A 17,403-nucleotide genomic window follows, 5' to 3' on the forward strand; every position below is an offset into this window, starting at 1 on the left:
AGGCTGGTTCTCCGCGCGTTCTAACCGGTTTTTTCTGGTGCGCGGAACCTGCCTCACCGTTTTGAATGCTTAGAAAACTGAGGTGGAATTCATGCCGCAATTTTTAACAAACAAGCGATTGATCATTTTGCTGGGCAGCATTATTATTCTTGTGGCATTGATTGGCTTTTCCATTCGTGATCGCGGGAATATTACATGGTCTGAAAAGTTTGTAAAAGATGTGACCGGCTTTGGACAGAACATTATATCAAAACCAGCTGGTGCAGTAGAAGAGTTTTTTGGCAATGTCGGGCGTTTGCGGAATACATACGAAGAAAATGAAAAACTGCGAACTCATTTAGATAAGTTAGCTCAGTTGGAAAGTGATGTTACCAGGTTAGAAAAAGACAACAAGGAATTGCGGAAGTTACTTGAAAAAGAAGAGAGTTTAGCAGATTACGAGCCGGTGCAGGCAACCGTTATTGCCCGCAATCCGGACCGTTGGTATGATCTAATTACAATCGATCAAGGTGAATCCAATGGCATTCAGCCGGATATGGCTGTTATGACAGCAAGTGGGCTTGTTGGAAAAGTAAAAAGTACGTCTAAATTCACATCAACCGTGCAGCTGCTGTCAGCAAATGACGCGCAAAACCGTGTTTCTGCTTTGGTTCAATCGGATAAATCGAATTACGGATTGATTGAAGGATATGACGAAGAAAAAAGAATGCTTAAAATGACAAAAATTCCATCTGATGCGAAGGTGGAAAAAGGACAGTCTGTGACAACGTCAGGTCTTGGCGGTGTGTTCCCGAAAGGACTTGTCATCGGAAAAGTAATGGAACTTGTCCCCGATGAATTTGGTTTAACGCAGACAGCACTTGTAGAGCCTGCCGCAAGTTTTTACGATCTTGAGCATGTAATGGTGTCTAAACGTGCTATGCCGCAAGTGCTTCCGGAAGAAGAGAACCGTCAACAAGTATTAATTGAGGAGGAAGAGCTGTGAAAAAAGGACTTCTTCCTCTTTTGATGATTGCCCTTTTTTATAGTGATAGCGTATTTATGCTCTTTTTCCCGGAAAATGCATTTGATGGAGCATACGTACCGGCACCGCATTTCTTTATTATCAGTCTTTTATTTATGTCGATCTTCTTTGATCGGAATACGGCGATTAAATACGGCTTTTTATTTGGCTTTTTATTCGATCTATTTTATACAGAGCTGCTCGGTTCCTATTTGTTTTTCTTGCCGTTAATTGTCTATATTACGTCAAAACTAACGAAATGGCTGCAAAGTACACTTTTCACTTTTTTTATTATTATTATATTCGACATTGCATTGTTTGAAATGATTGTGTATGGATTGAATTTGCTTGTTCAGCGGACAGATATGTCATTTGAACAATTTGTTTCTGTGCGGCTCTACCCAACACTCGCATTAAACACACTCTATTATATTCTGTTCGCCATTCCGCTCCGAAATGCCTTTCAAAAATTAAAAAACATATTCGGCTAACACCTTAAAAAAAGGAACTTGGCATCATGTTGTCGAATAATGAGACGTACAGAGGTGGAAACTAGCTATGAAAATGGGACAAAATGTGGTCATTAAAGGCACGAAAGACGGCCTGACTCTGCAATTAAATGATAAATGTGCGTATAATGAATTAATAGAAGAATTAGTAGAAAAACTTGACACCGTTACGAATGAAGGGCGGGATACTCTTATTACTGTAACGGTGCAGACTGGTAATCGTTATGTGACGGAAGAAGACAAAGAAACATTAAAAAGTGTGATTCGAAAGCGTCAGCACCTCATCGTTGAGGATATTAAATCAAATGTAATCACAGTTGAGGAAGCGATGCGCTGGAAAGAAGAAGAAGAAATTGTCTCTTATGCGGGCCGGATTCGTTCGGGACAAGTTCTTGAAGTACCAGGTAATTTATTATTAGTCGGGGATGTAAACCCAGGCGGTACAATCATGGCCGGGGGCAGTATTTATGTGGTAGGCGCATTAAAAGGTGTCGCGCATGCTGGATGCTATGGAAACGATAGAGCTGTTATCGCAGCGGCAAAAATGATGCCAACACAGCTACGCATCAGTAATCATTTGACAAGATCTCCTGACCGTTATGACGAAGAAGAAATAACAGAATCTGAATGCGCTTTTATTAATGAAGCGGATCAACTTGTCATTGACCGGCTGCAGGTGTTAAAGTATTTGCGGCCTGATATATCGACGTTTAAAGGGGGCTTTTGAAGTGGGTGAAGCAATCGTCATTACTTCTGGAAAAGGTGGTGTCGGAAAAACGACAACGACAGCCAATCTAGGAACAGCGCTCGCGCTGCAAGAAAAGAAAGTGTGTCTCATAGATACAGATATTGGTCTTCGGAATCTTGATGTGGTTATGGGGCTTGAAAATCGAATTATATATGATCTTGTCGATGTTGTCGAAGGACGCTGCAAAACACATCAGGCGCTTGTCAAAGATAAGCGTTTTAACGATCTTCTTTACTTGCTTCCGGCCGCTCAGACAACGGACAAGTCAGCCGTAACACCGGAGCAAATGAAAAAATTAATAAAAGAATTAAAGCAAGATTACGATTACATACTAATTGACTGTCCAGCGGGTATTGAACAAGGCTATAAAAACGCCGTCGCTGGTGCAGATCGTGCGATCGTTGTAACGACGCCTGAAAAGTCCGCTGTACGCGATGCAGATCGTGTCATCGGTCTTCTCGAAAAAGAAGAAGGTATGGCACCGCCGAAACTCGTCGTTAATCGGATTCGCAGCCATATGGTAAGAGAGGGCGATATGCTTGATGTCGACGAGGTAGCATCACATTTGTCAATTGAATTGATCGGTATAGTGGCAGATGACGATGAAGTGATTAAATCCTCTCATAATGGAGAGCCAGTGGCGCATAATCCGAACAATCAAGCTTCCATAGCATACCGCAATATTGCACGTCGTATTTTAGGAGAGTCTGTGCCGCTTCAGCAGCCAGATCAGCAGCAAGAAACTATTTTCACGAAATTTAAACGATTTATTGGCATAAGCCGATAATAGGGGAAACCGCTCAATAAAGCGGTTTTTTTTCGTATTATCTCCTCTTTTTGCATACACTTAAGAAAAGGCAGGAGGCGTCAAAGTGAAGAAAAAAATAGCCGGTTCATTGCTTCTATTTTTATTCGTATACGCAAACCGAGATCACGCGGCTGTCATTTGGCTATTTACGGATGATTTCACATTCGCCCGTAATGCTTCTATGTATGAACAGCATCTCGGTATGCTGCTGCCCTCTTTAGAGAAGGGAACGGATCGAGCCATTATGGCTGTTAATGTTTCACACGGGCTAAAAGCAGATAAAGAAGGCATGGTCGTACGAATTAATCGAAAAGATCATTTTATTGTCCTGCAGCATAAAGATAACAGTGAAACAGAAGTGAAGGGATTGTTTGTACAGGATTTTCGCCTATTTGAAAAAATCAATAAAGGAGAATTAATCGGGGAAGCGGCTATGGAGTCGGTTCATGTTATCGTGCGCAAAAACGGACAAGTAATATCAGAAAAAATAATGGAGCCTAAAGAAATTGATTAGTGTTCATCCGCTTACATGGCTGTTAGCTGCGGTTGCTGCTGCGATTGGAATGTTTGCAGAAGCTCTTTGTTTATTGCTCATTGTTTTTATACATGAACTGGGTCATGCGGCGGCAGCAAAATATTGCGGCTGGCGCATTGTTAAAATTGAATTGCTTCCGTTTGGAGGAAAGCTGGAAACGAATGAACATGCCGGTCGGCCGCTTACAGAAGAATGGTTTGTCGTCTTGGCTGGTCCATTGATGCATATTCCGATGATCGGTATAGCTATGTTACTTTTGAAAGCAGGTGTAATGGAGCCGGCGGTCTATGAACTGTTTTTTCAATTGAATCTTCTTATTCTTTTCTTCAATTTATTGCCAGTGCTGCCGCTTGACGGCGGAAAAATGGCGCTGCTTTTATTATCTGCTGTCCGGCCTTATTACGCTGCGTACAGGCTAGCCATTCATTCTTCTTTTTTTATGCTTGTTTGTCTGTTTGGTGCGGCCGTCTATTTTCTTCCATTTTATGTACAAATAATTTTCACCGTTTCTTATGTTACCGTGCAGCTTCTTGTTATGTGGAAGGAAAAAGAGTATATGTTCATCCGATTTTTAACGGCGCGTTTTTATGAACCTGTGCCGCTGCGATTAATCCGAATTCAGACAGCGAGTCACCAGTCATTAATGGAAATGGTTCGCCTCTTTCGGCGAAATAGAACACATCTTTTTATCGTCGACCGAAAAGAGACCCTTGCAGAATCTTATTTATTGAGAAATTATTTTAAAGGAAAGAAAATGGTCGATGAGATCATGAAAAATAACGATTGACATAGAATTTTGAAAGTGATAAAATTCATATGTTATTGTTTGTAGCACCTGTGCTACAACCGCACACAGCAGGTTCAAGAATCGAAAGATCACCTGTCACGTGGCGAGTCTGAGTAACTAGGGAGGTGCAGGAATGTACGCAATTATTGAAACAGGCGGCAAGCAGATCAAAGTTGAAGAAGGCCAAGAAATCTACATCGAAAAATTGAACACAGCAGATGGTGACTCTGTCACTTTTGATAAAGTTCTTTTCGTTGGCGGCGACGACGTAAAAGTTGGAAGCCCGATCGTAGAAGGCGCAACTGTAACGGCGAAGGTTGAAAAGCATGGACGCGCGAAAAAAATCATCGTTTTTAAATTCAAAGCGAAGAAAAATTACCGCAGAAAGCAAGGACACCGTCAGCCTTACACAAAAGTAGTCATTGAAAAAATCAACGCATAAGGCGATGATCCGATGATTTATGTAAATATCAAAAAAGATCCGTCCGGCTTTATTTCATCGTTCACAATGGAAGGACATGCTGGTTACGCTAAAAAAGGTGAAGACCTTGTCTGCGCTGGTGCGTCGGCTGTTTCATTTGGTTCATTAAATGCAGTCATAGCACTGACAAACGTAACGCCTGATATCGATCAAGGCGAAGATGGCGGACTGCTCTCATGCGTTATTCCGGAAGGTTTGCCGGTTGAAGTTAGAGAACAGGTGCAGCTTCTTTTAGAAGGTATGATTGTCTCATTGCAGACGATTGAACGCGAGTACGGACAGTATATTCAAATAAACTTCCAATAGGAGGTGAAAACACATGTTGAAACTAAATCTTCAATTTTTCGCATCCAAAAAAGGGGTAGGTTCTACTCGAAACGGACGTGACTCTCAGTCGAAGCGTCTTGGCGCTAAGCGTGCAGACGGTCAATTCGTAACAGGCGGATCCATCCTTTATCGTCAACGCGGTACGAAAATTCACCCGGGTGAAAACGTAGGACGCGGCGGAGATGATACATTGTTTGCAAAAACAGACGGTATCGTTCGTTTCGAGCGCGTTGGACGCGATCGGAAAAAAGTAAGTGTTTATCCAGCTGCTCAATAAGCAGACGGTCAAATGGAGGTGTTCTGAAAGTCATACTTTCGGAACACCTCTATTTTTTATGCATTGTAATCGATCTTTCCCGTTCAAACTGTAAATTTTTCTGCTATACTAACAGAAAGGAATGTGTTGTTTTGGAACGGACACGGGAGGTGCAGACGCGTACATGAAAGAAAAAGAATGGACTCTTATAGAAGGACTTCGTCATGCGCGGCATGACTGGATGAATGATATACAGCTAATTAAAGGTTTTTTAGCTTTAAATAAATTAGATGATGCAGTCCGGGCAGCGGATCATATTATTGTCAAAGCTGTACAGGAATCGAAACTGTGCAATCTTGGCATGCCCGGGATGGCAGAAATGTTTATTACGTTTAACTGGGAGAAACATAAATTTTTGCTTGAATTTGACATAAATGATGAACTCGTTATAGAAAAAGTGGATGATCAACTTGTAACCCGTTTTTTTCAATCTGTCTTTTCATTGTTAGACCGGCATATTTCACAATATAGCGGTCAGCATGTATATGCTGAGTTTTTTGAAAAAGAAGGACGTCTAGCTGTAAGGATTGAATGGACTGGTGAGCTTGTCGACCGATTTTATTTAATCGAACAGATTATGCAGTTATTTCAGTCTGGGGCAGTGTACGGCGAAATCATGAAATCAGATGATCAGGATATACTAATAGAAGTGAACTTTTAGGAGGAAAAAAACAATATGTTTGTAGATCAAGTTAAGGTATATGTAAAAGGCGGCGATGGCGGGAATGGCATGGTTGCATTCCGACGTGAAAAATATGTGCCAAATGGAGGGCCCGCTGGGGGGGACGGCGGAAACGGAGCAAATGTTGTATTTGAAGTGGAAGAAGGTTTACGCACACTGATGGATTTCCGTTATCAGCGTCATTTTAAAGCGCCACGAGGCGAACATGGCATGAGTAAAGGAATGCATGGCAAAAATTCAAAAGATATGATCGTTAAAGTCCCACCCGGAACGGTCGTAACAGATGATGAAACAGGTGAAGTTATTGCAGATTTAGTTGAACATGGACAGCAGGCAGTGATCGCTCGTGGTGGACGCGGTGGACGCGGGAACAGCCGCTTTGCAACACCGGCAAATCCGGCTCCAGAAATTTCAGAGAATGGTGAGCCCGGTATTGAACGCAACATCACGCTAGAATTAAAATTGCTGGCAGATGCCGGTCTTGTTGGCTTTCCAAGCGTCGGTAAATCAACACTTTTATCAGTTGTGACAGCAGCGAAACCGAAAATTGCAGCGTATCATTTTACAACGCTCGTACCAAATCTTGGCATGGTAGAGACGGAAGATGGCCGTAGCTTTGTTCTCGCTGATTTACCTGGATTGATTGAAGGAGCGCATGAAGGAACAGGCCTTGGACACCAGTTTTTACGCCATATTGAACGGACGCGTGTCATCGTTCATGTACTGGATATGTCTAGTATGGAAGGCCGTGATCCATATGAAGATTACCTCACAATTAATAATGAATTAAAAGAATATAATCTCCGTTTGACGGAGCGTCCAGAAATTATTGTGGCTAATAAAATGGACATGCCGGATGCGGAGGAAAATTTAGCGGCATTCAAGACAAAAGTTGATCCAGAAGCTGTTATTTTTCCGATTTCAGCGTTAACACAAAGCGGTTTGCGGGATCTATTATTTGCTATTGCTGATAAAGTGGATGAAACACCGGAATTCCCGCTTGATCACGAAGAAGAAGATTTGTCTGTAAACCGTGTTGTATACCGCCATGAAAAGCAGGAAGCGGAATTTATTATTTCTCGTGGTGTAGATGGGGCATTCGAATTGACGGGCAGCAAGATTGAAAAGCTGTTTAAAATGACCGATTTTTCGCGCGAAGAATCGATCCGCCGCTTTGCAAGGCAGCTTCGTTCAATGGGAGTGGATGATGCCTTACGCGAACGAGGGGCAAAACATGGTGAGATCGTGCGTCTTATGGACTATGAGTTTGAATTTATTGACTAACAGCTGACAGCGGTTTGGAAAATGGGGGATGGACTTGGGAAAGAAAGAGCAAAATGAAAAATTTTATCTTGTGCGTGAAGATGTACTTCCAGAAGCAATGAAAAAAACGCTCGATGCAAAAGAGCTGATTGAGCGAAAAAAAGCGGATTCAGTATGGGATGCTGTTCAGAAAGTGGACTTAAGCCGGAGCGCTTTTTATAAATACCGAGATACGGTGTTTCCTTTTCATACAATTGTTAAAGAGCGGATTATTACGCTGTTTTTTTATCTGGAAGATCGGTCCGGTACCCTGTCTGAACTGCTGGCGGTTGTAGCTAGCTGCGGTGGAAACATTTTGACGATACATCAGACTATTCCACTGCAGGGGCGCGCAAACGTGACGATTTCTTTAAATGTGACTGGTATGAAAGTAGGTCTTGATGAACTGTTAGCCCGTTTAAAAAAGCTTGAGTTTGTCGATACAGTGGAAGTGCTCGGTTCGGGTGCTTGACGTGTTTTAACAGAGATTAGGAGTGAATGATTTGAGGAAGATTGCTTTTTTAGGACCCGCAGCGACGTTTACGAATATCGCTGTGTCGGATGCATTTCCGGATGATGAACGGATTCCATGTGTAACGATTCCAGAATGTATGGATTTTGTGTTAGAAGGAAAAGCGGATTTAGCTGTTGTACCCATTGAAAATGCACTTGAAGGCACTGTTAATATGACGATCGATCATCTTTTTCATGAGGCAGATTTGACGATTGTGGGGGAGTTGACAGCGCCGATCCAGCAGCACTTACTCGTACATCCTGATCATGTAAAAGAGTGGAAAAAATCAGAGCGTGTCCTGTCGCATCCGCATGCGATTGCGCAGTGCCATAAATTTTTGACCCGTGAATTGTCTGGAATTCCAACAGAGCAAACGACATCAACAGCAGCTGCCGCAAAATACGTAAGCGAACATCCAGAACAGCGTATTGCCGCTATTGCGAATTCAATGTCGGCAGAAGAGTACGGCCTTGTTATCGTACAGACGGATATTCACGATTATCATTTTAACCATACACGTTTTCTCGTGCTGTCAAAAACACATGAAGAATTAACATTCCCTTTGCCGCAAACAGGGGGGAAAACGACGATTGTTGTGACGCTGCCAACAGACCGGCCGGGATCTCTTCATCAAGTACTGGCGACGTTTGCCTGGCGTAACTTGAACTTAGAAAAAATCGAATCGCGCCCGCTTAAAACAGGGCTCGGTAACTATTTTTTTATTATTGATGTTGCACAGCGAATTGATGATGTACTCGTTCCAGGCGCATTTGCTGAAATGGAAGCGCTCGGCTGCAAAGTGCAAGTACTTGGCAGCTACTATGGATATGAAGTAGGGAAAACGGCAAGTAAACTATAAGCCATATATTTTGGATCTCACATTTCTGGTTCAAATCATCCAAAATCATAGTTTCTGGACGCCTTTTAAATAGACTGAAAGGTTACTCTAGCCTCGTGAAACAAAGGAGAAACCGGGCTTTCTCAAAATGAACCAAAAATCAACTGACTTCCCTAACAGAGCCGAAAAAGCAAAATAAGACTGCCCTGAAAAGGGCAGTCTTATTTTGCTTTTTAATTATTCCAGTAAAAGCCCCGCGTTTTGTAAGACCTGCTCTGCTTCATTAAGTGTCGCTTCATCTTTCGCAGAAATGGTGTGTAAGTGAATGCCGCTCGTTAATTCAGACAAATAAGCGGCATTCGTTTCATTAATTTTTTCTAAAAAGCGGGTAACTTCTTTTCGATTTGAGACCATAATGGAAGCTGTTAAATCTCCGTAAACAGGATGTTCAATTTTTACATCTTTTACAAGAACGCCAAGATCGACAAGCAGCAGCAGTTCTTCCTCTGTTCTGTCCGGTGGATGAACACAGGCGACAGTTCTTTCATGCCCGGTTTCTTCCTGATTTGTCAAATACACATATCCTTGGCTCGTTGCCATAATAGGGACACCGCGTGCTTTTAATAATGTGATATCGCCAACGATTACTTGACGGCTTACGTTAGCTTTTTTAGCGAGCTCACTGCCCGTCAAAGGTTTTTTTTCATGTTGAAGCCAGTCTAAGAGCAACGAACGCCGCTCTTCACCAGCGAGTTTCTTTTTATCTAACATCCGTTATCCCCCCCATCCATATCATATCATAGCTGCATCTGCGGCAACATGAGCGAGTGAACGGGCGAGTGCCAGTACTTCTTCTTCTGTCGTTCCGGGGCCAAGTGAAATACGGAAAAACTGCCGTGCTTCATTGATTGACAGGCCCATTGCAATGGCTGCTTTCGTCCCTGCAGCAGCAGATGTATCACACGCGCTTCCAGTCGAAATATATATGTTTTTTGCATTTAATGCGAGCATAACGAGCTGACCTTCCATGCCAGGAATACACATCCCAATTACACCAGGAAACTGTTCTGCTTTATCAGCTTCAATCCATTTACAAACCGTACCATTCAGTTCTTTTTTTAACAAGTTTCTTAAATGAGCGAGATGTTTCAGGTCAATCGAAAATTGGGAAGCTTCGGCAAAGGCAGCGATCGCAGGGGTATCTACTGTACCGCCTCTTACTCCTTTTTCATGTGTTAGTCCAGGAAAGACCGGTGTGATTAAACAATGCGGTGACAAATAAATGGCACCGCATCCTTTAGGGCCGCCAATTTTATGAGCTGAAAATGTCATTGCATCGGCTTCAATTCCGGTTACATCTATTTTCCCGAAAGATTGTACACAATCCGTATGAAATAAAACCCCGTGTTTTTTTGCCAGCCTGGCAATTTGTTTAACAGGCTGAATGGTGCCGATTTCAGGATTAATGTGTTGAATGGAAATGAGTACTGTATCAGGACGAATAGCCGCAAAAACATCTTCTGCGGAAATAACACCTTTTTCATTCATCGGCAATTTTGTTACTTCGAATCCTTCAGCTTCAAGCAACGTCATGGCAGAATGAACAGAAGTATGCTCTGCCATTGATGTGATGACATGCCGTCCTTTTCGATTTTTAGCCATTGATAAAATAGCCAGTATGTTTCCTTCTGTACCGCTTCCCGTAAAGTAGATCCCATCTGCCGGTACACCTGCTATTTTGGCTATTTGTTCACGGCATCGCTGCAACAATAAATGAGCTTTCGTCCCTTCATCATGAGGACTGGATGTGTTTCCAGGAAAATGCATTGCCGCTTCTATATAAACATCAATGGCTTCTTTTCGCATTGGTGAAGTAGCCGCGTAGTCGAAATACATTATTTACACTTCTCTCTATTGTAAATTTAATCTTGTCATATTGTTTATTTTATGTGAAGATAGGTGTCAAGACAACTGTAAAGTGAGGGTAAGCGATGAAATTTACGTCACAGGTCGTCATTATTGGGTCAGGCATTGCCGCTTTGCAGGCAGCCAAATATTTAGCAACGCAATTAAATGTGATTATTATCACAAAGTCAACGATCAAGGACAGTAATTCGTATTATGCACAGGGAGGCATCGCTGCTGTGATGTCCACAAATGATACGTACCGTTCTCATATAGAAGATACATTAAAGGCAGGGGAACATCATCATAACTTGTCTGCTGTCGAGCAGCTTGTAGAAGAAGGGGCACATAGTGTACAACAGCTTTTAAAGGAGGGATTTCCAGCGGACCGCCATTCAACGGGCATGCTATCTCTCGGTTTAGAAGGGGCACATAGCGAACATCGGATTGTTCATTCTGGCGGTGATGCGACGGGAAAAATGACAATCGAGCATTTATTAAAGTCTATGCCGGATAATGTACGCATTGTGGAACAGGAAATGGCATTTGAACTTATCGTGTCAAATGAAAGATGCACAGGTGTGAAAACGAAAACGGTTGATGGGACGGTACACACATATGAAGCAGGTCATACGGTGCTGGCAACAGGCGGAGCAGGGGCACTCTATCCGTTTACGTCAAATAGGAAAACACTGACGGGTGACGGGATTGCGCTTGCTTATCGTGCAGGTGCTGTTGTGACAGATATGGAGTTCGTCCAGTTTCATCCGACTCTTTTATATGTAAATGACGAAGCGAAAGGGCTTGTATCAGAAGCGGTCCGCGGAGCAGGAGCAGTGCTTGTGGACGAAAGCGGACGTCGTATTATGGCTGGCGTTCATCCGATGAAAGATCTTGCTCCACGGCATATTACCGCGTTTGAGCTGTACAAAGCACGTAAAAATGGCCATGATGTTTTTCTTGATATATCCATGATTGATCATTTTGAACAATTCTTCCCGACAATTACTGCGCTGTGTATCAAAAATGGAATCAATATAAAAGACGGATTCATCCCCGTTGCACCTGGCAGCCATTTTTTAATGGGAGGAGTAAAGGCGGATTCGCAAGGGAAAACGTCGATTAAAGGCTTATACGCAGTCGGGGAAACAGCCTGTACAGGTGTGCATGGGTCCAATAGGCTCGCAAGCAATTCCCTTTTAGAAGGCATCGCTTTTGGAAAACGGATGGCCGAGTATATCTTGTCTTGTGATCAAAACGTACAGAATAAAAAAAGAGCAGCCATTGCTTTTCCGCTTACAGTACCTCCTCTTTTTGAAATAAATGAATTACAGGCGCTGATGATGGAAAACGCAGGTATTACGCGAACGAAAGAAGGGCTCAATCGCCTGGTAGATTGTTTAAAGGTTGTTGAAAACACGAGCGGAGATATCAGTCATTTGTCTGTTTCAGCAATAGAACGGTTGTTTATGCATACAACAGCGTACTTAATTGCAAGATCAGCACTTGAGCGTAACGAAACACGGGGCGCTCATATTCGAGAGGATTTTCCAGAAGCGAAAGAGCAGTGGGGACAAAGCTGGGTAATGCTTGAAAAAGGAAAACTATCGGTAAGGAGCGGAGAACATGAATGGAATCAAACTCGATCAACTGCTTACAGCATTTTTTATTGAAGATATTGGCGACCGGGATGTGTCAGGGGAAAGCATTTTTTCTGAAGAGGAAATAGGATCTTTTACATTTACGGCGAAAGAAACCGGTATTTTTTGCGGACGAGCTATTATCGAAAGAGGATATCGGTTAGTCGATGAACATATCAAGGTTTCCGTTTTGAAAAAAGACGGGGACGTTGTGAAGCAAGGTGAAGTGATTGCTCGTATTCAAGGTTCAATGCGCTCGCTGCTAGCTGGGGAGCGGGTCATATTAAATCTTGTGCAGCGGATGTCGGGTATCGCAACAGCGGCAGCGCAGGCTGTAAAAGAAACAGAAGGAACGAATGCACGTGTCTGTGATACAAGAAAAACGGTGCCGGGCTTGCGGATGATAGAAAAATATGCGGTGAGAACAGGTGGAGCCTTTAATCATCGCACTGGTTTATATGATGCTGTTATGCTAAAAGACAATCATATTGCTTTTGCTGGAAGTATTACCCGTGCTGTAGAAAAAGCACGTGCTGCTTGTGGGCATACGATGAAAATTGAAGTGGAAATTGAAACGAAAGAGCAGCTGATAGAAGCAGTGGAAGCAGGGGCAGATATTATCATGTTTGATAACTGCACACCTAAACAGATTAAATTATGGATACCGATTGTACCGGCGCATATTGCAACAGAAGCGTCCGGAGGAATTACGATTGAAAATATACGTGACTATGCGTTAACGGGTGTTGGCTGGATCTCTCTCGGTGCGTTAACGCATTCAGTGAAAGCACTAGATATAAGCGCAAGAGTGGACATGAAAGGAGCTGTTTTAAATGGCATTAAATGAACTGTTAAAGACGAGTGAGGGAATGCTTCCGGAAATATACCGGCATATGGAACGGGGAGCAATGGAGCAGCGAGTGCATGAGATTAAACAAGAACTGGGCTCTGCCTTGTTCATTCCAGGTCACCATTATCAAAAGGATGAAGTGATTCAATTTGCTGATGCTATTGGGGATTCATTGCAGTTAGCACAAGTATCCGCTGCGAACCAGGCAGCAGAGCACATTGTCTTTTGCGGTGTACATTTTATGGCGGAAACAGCTGATATTTTAACAAATGACAACCAAACGGTTTATTTGCCTGATATGCGTGCGGGGTGCTCAATGGCGGATATGGCGGATATTTATCAAACTGAACGGGCTTGGACGATTCTTCAGCAAACATTTGGTGATACAATCATTCCGCTCACGTACGTGAATTCAACCGCTGCTATTAAAGCATTTACTGGAAGAAATGGCGGTTCATGCGTCACATCATCAAATGCACGCTCGATGGTAGAATGGGCATTTACGCAAAAACAACGTATTTTATTTTTACCGGATCAGCATCTTGGTCGGAATACGGCATTTGACATTGGTGTGCCACTTGACCATATGGCGGTTTGGAATCCGATCACAGACACGCTTGAATATGAAGGAGATATCGCAGACGTTCAAGTTATTTTATGGAAAGGGCACTGCTCTGTTCATGAAAACTTTACTGTTTCGAATATTGAAGAACTACGCCGGACGAGACCGGACATGAACATCATTGTTCATCCAGAATGCCGGCGGGAAGTAGTGGCACTGTCTGATGATAATGGATCCACAAAATACATTATTGATGTAATCGAAAAGGCAGAACCTGGAACAGCCTGGGCAATTGGAACAGAAATGAATCTAGTGAAACGGATTATTGCGAATCATCCGGATAAAGACATTATCTCACTGAATCCAAATATGTGTCCATGTTTGACGATGAATCGAATTGATTTGCCACATTTGCTCTGGTCGCTCGAAACGATTATGGCAGGCGAAAAAGGCAATATTATTAAAGTAGATGAGAAAACAGCTTTACAGGCAAAGATGTCGCTTGACCGGATGCTAGCACGGGCAAACTGACAATTTTTCGGCACAGTGGGCTACCGGGCGCATACAATATGTTGAATGCTCATTGAGGAGGGAAACAATGAAAATCCATATTGTTCAGCGCGGTGATACACTCTGGTCAATTTCTGAAAAGTACGGCGTTTCATATGAAGAAGTAAAAAAGCTAAACGCTCATCTAGCGAATCCGGATATGATTGTACCGGGTATGAAAATTAAATTGCCTGATACGGCCAGTGCCGGTCATAATAAGGGTAGTGAGCGTCCATTTAAGGGCAGTGAGCCTCCATTTAAGGGCAGTGAGCATCCATATGCGAATGAAAAACCGAATGGCCGTCCGCCGGAACTAGAGCCGGAAATGGATGAGATGAAGGAACCATCGATGCCGCTCCCGCCGATGTCAGAAGCGCCAATGCCGTCGATGCCGCTCCCGCCGATGTCAGAATCACAGATGCCATCGATGCCGCTCCCGCCGATGTCAGAGTCACAGATGCCACCGATGCCATGTCCACCGATGCCATGTCCACCGATGTCATCAATGCCATGTCCACCAATGCCGGGATTCACAATGCCAGAACAGTGGATGACACAGCCTGTTCCAGAAGCTTCTCCTGCTGAAGAGGGATATGAGCACGAAATGATGATGATGCCATGTCCACCGATGCCATGCTATTTTTACCCGATGCCTTTTCCGATGCCGTACCCAATGCCTCATGTAATGCCTTATATGCATGAGATGGAAACAGAGCATGAGGAGGAACAGGCAGAAGAAAAGAAGGAACATGGATTTCCGCACATGATGGAGGAACAGGCAGAAGAAAAGAAGGCACATGGATTTCCGCACATGATGCCGCATTGTCCATACTGCAATCGATAAAGTGAAACTTAAGACGCGCGGTATGTGCGTCTTTTCTCTTGTTTAAATGCACATTTAAAGGGAATACTGCTTTTAAATGAGCATTAGAGGAGGCCGTAAAATGAAAACTGTATATGCCGAATTAACATTTGATGAAACGAAAATTTCAGGTGATATTCAATCTAAGTTAAAAGATGCTCTTTCGAAACATGGGATAAACGTTATCGCTGTGACAGATAAACAGCCAGGGGAAACGATCAGAGAAAGTGGAACCGATAAAAAAGACGGCATTCAAGTACAGCCAGATTTGAACTCAGCAGGTGCAGGCGGCATGGTTTCACCTTAATATTAATATAGAAAAGAAGCCGATGAGCATATGCTCATCGGTTTTTTTATGGTTAACAATCAATATGCAAGAATGATATGTTCGTTTTGATTGTTTTTGAACTAAATTGATTGTTTTTGATTTTATTTGATTGAAAATGATTGATTTTTTATGAAAGCGATTTTATAATAGAAGAAAATAAAAAGAAAAGGGGGAGGCAAGCAGTGTTGACGGAAGAGCGTCGTTTGGCCATATTAAACTCTTTAAAAGAAAAAGAAGTAGTTAAAATTCATGAATTGACTGAATCGACAGGGGCCTCGGAATCGACGATACGCCGAGATTTGACCGATTTAGAAGATGCAGGCCTGCTCAGACGTGTTCATGGCGGTGCAGCAAAAGTATCGAGGAAACGAATAGAACCGACAATGGATGAAAAAAAGACTCGTTTTACTGAAGAAAAAAGTGCAGCTGGCCGTCTTGCTGCATCCCTCATCGAAGACAATGACTGTATTTTCATAGATGCAGGTACAACCACATTAGCCCTTATTCCTTACATTCAAGCAAAAAATATTGTGGCGGTAACGAACGGATTTGATCATTTAAAACAGCTTGCTGAACGGGGAATTGAAGCATATGGGACAGGAGGCAGACTGAAAGAATCGACAAAAGCCTTAACCGGTACCGGTGCTGTTCATAGTTTACAGCAATATTGGTTTGATAAAGCGTTTGTTGGCGTAAACGGTATTCACCTGACGGCAGGCTATACAACACCGGATCCAGAAGAAGCGGCAGTGAAAAAAGAAGCACTTAAACGTGCACAACAGCCGTTTGTTGTAACAGATGCATCGAAGTTTCAGGAAAGTGCATTTGCACATATTGCTGAATTGGATGAAGCGGTCATTTTGACAGATAAATTAACGGATAAAACAAGACGGCTTTTCATAGAAAAAACGGATATTAAGGAGGCGTTAACATGATTTATACGTGTACGTTAAATCCAGCTGTCGACTATGTTGTGCGGGTGGAGAACTTTCAGACAGGTGACTTAAATCGATCGGAAAGCGCCGATTTATATGCCGGCGGGAAAGGGATCAATGTGTCACGCCTGTTGAAGCGGCTTGGAAGCGAGACGTGCGCCGTCGGGTTTGCGGGCGGATTTACAGGTGATTTTATTAAAAATGAACTAGACGGTGAAGGTGTTTTTCATCGATTTATATCCGTTAGTGGTATCACACGCATTAACGTAAAATTAAAATCAGACATCGAAACAGAAGTTAATGGGCCGGCTCCAGTTATTTCGGAAGAAGAGTCCGATCGACTTGTGCAGCTGACGGAAGAATTGACAGAGCATGATTGGTTTCATATTGGCGGCAGCGTTCCATCGTCCCTTCCAGCCGATTATGCAGGAATATTAATGGACACTGCACATAAAAAAGGGGCACGTGTCGTCGTGGATACGAGCGGTGCAGCATTGAAAGCATTACTCCCCTACAACCCATTTTTTATTAAACCAAATCATTACGAATTGAGCGAACTATTTAATACAGAAGTCCATACGAAAGAAGAAGCAGCATTTATGGCGAAAAAGCTGGTCGTTGGCGGCATTAAAAATGTCATCGTCTCCATGGGCGGTGCTGGAGCGGTTTTTGTTAATAATGAATCGGTTTATTTTGCGGCATCACCGAAAGGGAAGGTGAAAAACACAGTCGGGGCCGGCGATTCAATGGTTGCCGCGTTTATGGCGAAAACGGATGCCGGTCTCCCGCCGCATGAAGCATTTCACTGGGCCGTTGCAGCCGGCAGTGCAACGGCATTCTCTGACGATTTATGTACGAAACAAGAAGTAGAAGATATCTATAGCCGTGTGAAGATAGTAAAAGCAGGGTAGGAGGGACGATC

The 17,403-nt window shown here is 43.1% G+C and carries 22 protein-coding genes and 1 other annotated feature; of the genes, 20 read left to right on the forward strand and 2 right to left on the reverse strand.

Going from position 1 to position 17,403, the window contains the following annotated elements:
• Window positions 1-91 precede the first annotated feature (91 nt).
• From mreC to pheA, 13 genes are all read left to right on the forward strand, one after another.
• Window positions 92-985, forward strand: a complete 894-nt coding sequence (mreC, locus tag ACZYRN_RS00985; protein WP_488909637.1) for a rod shape-determining protein MreC — start codon at window positions 92-94, stop codon at window positions 983-985.
• On the forward strand, window positions 982-1,494 hold the full coding sequence (gene mreD, locus ACZYRN_RS00990; RefSeq protein ID WP_488909638.1) for a rod shape-determining protein MreD: 513 nt from the start codon (window positions 982-984) through the stop codon (window positions 1,492-1,494). The genes mreC and mreD overlap by 4 nt, the downstream gene beginning before the upstream one ends.
• A gap of 67 nt (window positions 1,495-1,561) precedes the next feature.
• Window positions 1,562-2,239 (forward strand): septum site-determining protein MinC, encoded by a 678-nt coding sequence (minC, locus tag ACZYRN_RS00995; RefSeq protein WP_488909639.1) that lies wholly within the window; start codon window positions 1,562-1,564, stop codon window positions 2,237-2,239.
• Window position 2,240: 1 nt separating this feature from the next.
• Entirely contained in the window at window positions 2,241-3,047 is an 807-nt protein-coding gene (gene minD / locus ACZYRN_RS01000; protein WP_488909640.1) for a septum site-determining protein MinD, read from the forward strand.
• 85 nt (window positions 3,048-3,132) lie between these two features.
• Window positions 3,133-3,582: a hypothetical protein gene (locus ACZYRN_RS01005; RefSeq protein ID WP_488909641.1), complete on the forward strand. Its 450-nt coding sequence runs from the start codon at window positions 3,133-3,135 to the stop codon at window positions 3,580-3,582.
• Complete coding sequence (locus ACZYRN_RS01010; protein ID WP_488909642.1) at window positions 3,575-4,390, forward strand: M50 family metallopeptidase; 816 nt, start codon at window positions 3,575-3,577, stop codon at window positions 4,388-4,390. Before ACZYRN_RS01005 ends, ACZYRN_RS01010 begins: the two co-directional genes overlap by 8 nt.
• A 47-nt stretch (window positions 4,391-4,437) precedes the next feature.
• Window positions 4,438-4,511 (forward strand) — a sequence feature (ribosomal protein L21 leader region).
• A gap of 12 nt (window positions 4,512-4,523) precedes the next feature.
• Window positions 4,524-4,832, forward strand: coding sequence for a 50S ribosomal protein L21 (rplU, locus tag ACZYRN_RS01015; protein ID WP_488909643.1), 309 nt, complete (start codon window positions 4,524-4,526; stop codon window positions 4,830-4,832).
• A gap of 12 nt (window positions 4,833-4,844) precedes the next feature.
• Entirely contained in the window at window positions 4,845-5,177 is a 333-nt protein-coding gene (locus tag ACZYRN_RS01020; protein ID WP_488909644.1) for a ribosomal-processing cysteine protease Prp, read from the forward strand.
• 13 nt (window positions 5,178-5,190) lie between these two features.
• Window positions 5,191-5,475 (forward strand): 50S ribosomal protein L27, encoded by a 285-nt coding sequence (rpmA, locus tag ACZYRN_RS01025; protein ID WP_018394054.1) that lies wholly within the window; start codon window positions 5,191-5,193, stop codon window positions 5,473-5,475.
• A gap of 163 nt (window positions 5,476-5,638) precedes the next feature.
• Window positions 5,639-6,175 carry a Spo0B C-terminal domain-containing protein gene (locus ACZYRN_RS01030; protein WP_488909645.1) on the forward strand — a complete coding sequence of 179 codons (537 nt, stop codon included), beginning with the start codon at window positions 5,639-5,641 and terminating at the stop codon, window positions 6,173-6,175.
• A gap of 15 nt (window positions 6,176-6,190) precedes the next feature.
• Entirely contained in the window at window positions 6,191-7,480 is a 1,290-nt protein-coding gene (gene obgE / locus ACZYRN_RS01035) for a GTPase ObgE (protein WP_488909646.1), read from the forward strand.
• Between the two features lie 28 nt (window positions 7,481-7,508).
• On the forward strand, window positions 7,509-7,970 hold the full coding sequence (locus ACZYRN_RS01040; protein ID WP_488909647.1) for an ACT domain-containing protein: 462 nt from the start codon (window positions 7,509-7,511) through the stop codon (window positions 7,968-7,970).
• A gap of 31 nt (window positions 7,971-8,001) precedes the next feature.
• Window positions 8,002-8,871 (forward strand): prephenate dehydratase, encoded by an 870-nt coding sequence (pheA, locus tag ACZYRN_RS01045; protein ID WP_488909648.1) that lies wholly within the window; start codon window positions 8,002-8,004, stop codon window positions 8,869-8,871.
• Between the two features lie 216 nt (window positions 8,872-9,087).
• Here the strand turns inward: pheA and ACZYRN_RS01050 are convergent, their stop codons facing one another.
• Window positions 9,088-9,621 carry a transcription repressor NadR gene (locus ACZYRN_RS01050; RefSeq protein WP_488909649.1) on the reverse strand — a complete coding sequence of 178 codons (534 nt, stop codon included), beginning with the start codon at window positions 9,619-9,621 and terminating at the stop codon, window positions 9,088-9,090.
• Window positions 9,622-9,642: 21 nt separating this feature from the next.
• The gene (locus ACZYRN_RS01055) at window positions 9,643-10,746 is read right to left on the reverse strand and encodes a cysteine desulfurase family protein (RefSeq protein ID WP_488909650.1); all 1,104 of its coding nucleotides are present in this window, start codon (window positions 10,744-10,746) and stop codon (window positions 9,643-9,645) included.
• Between the two features lie 95 nt (window positions 10,747-10,841).
• On the opposite strand from ACZYRN_RS01055, the gene nadB reads away from it, so the two are divergent.
• From nadB to pfkB, 7 genes are all read left to right on the forward strand, one after another.
• A complete protein-coding gene (gene nadB / locus ACZYRN_RS01060) occupies window positions 10,842-12,428 on the forward strand; it encodes an L-aspartate oxidase (RefSeq protein WP_488909651.1) in 1,587 nt (528 codons plus the stop codon).
• Window positions 12,382-13,242 carry a carboxylating nicotinate-nucleotide diphosphorylase gene (gene nadC, locus ACZYRN_RS01065; protein WP_488909652.1) on the forward strand — a complete coding sequence of 287 codons (861 nt, stop codon included), beginning with the start codon at window positions 12,382-12,384 and terminating at the stop codon, window positions 13,240-13,242. Before nadB ends, nadC begins: the two co-directional genes overlap by 47 nt.
• Window positions 13,229-14,338 (forward strand): quinolinate synthase NadA, encoded by a 1,110-nt coding sequence (gene nadA, locus ACZYRN_RS01070; RefSeq protein WP_488909653.1) that lies wholly within the window; start codon window positions 13,229-13,231, stop codon window positions 14,336-14,338. Before nadC ends, nadA begins: the two co-directional genes overlap by 14 nt.
• 67 nt (window positions 14,339-14,405) lie before the next feature.
• Window positions 14,406-15,200: a LysM peptidoglycan-binding domain-containing protein gene (locus ACZYRN_RS01075; protein WP_488909654.1), complete on the forward strand. Its 795-nt coding sequence runs from the start codon at window positions 14,406-14,408 to the stop codon at window positions 15,198-15,200.
• 100 nt (window positions 15,201-15,300) lie between these two features.
• Entirely contained in the window at window positions 15,301-15,525 is a 225-nt protein-coding gene (locus ACZYRN_RS01080) for a hypothetical protein (protein WP_488909655.1), read from the forward strand.
• A 203-nt stretch (window positions 15,526-15,728) separates the two neighbouring features.
• Window positions 15,729-16,481 (forward strand): DeoR/GlpR family DNA-binding transcription regulator, encoded by a 753-nt coding sequence (locus ACZYRN_RS01085; RefSeq protein WP_488909656.1) that lies wholly within the window; start codon window positions 15,729-15,731, stop codon window positions 16,479-16,481.
• Window positions 16,478-17,392 carry a 1-phosphofructokinase gene (pfkB, locus tag ACZYRN_RS01090; RefSeq protein WP_488909657.1) on the forward strand — a complete coding sequence of 305 codons (915 nt, stop codon included), beginning with the start codon at window positions 16,478-16,480 and terminating at the stop codon, window positions 17,390-17,392. Before ACZYRN_RS01085 ends, pfkB begins: the two co-directional genes overlap by 4 nt.
• The last annotated feature ends 11 nt before the right edge of the window (window positions 17,393-17,403 follow it).

It is taken from the genome of Domibacillus sp. F004, from assembly GCF_057814295.1.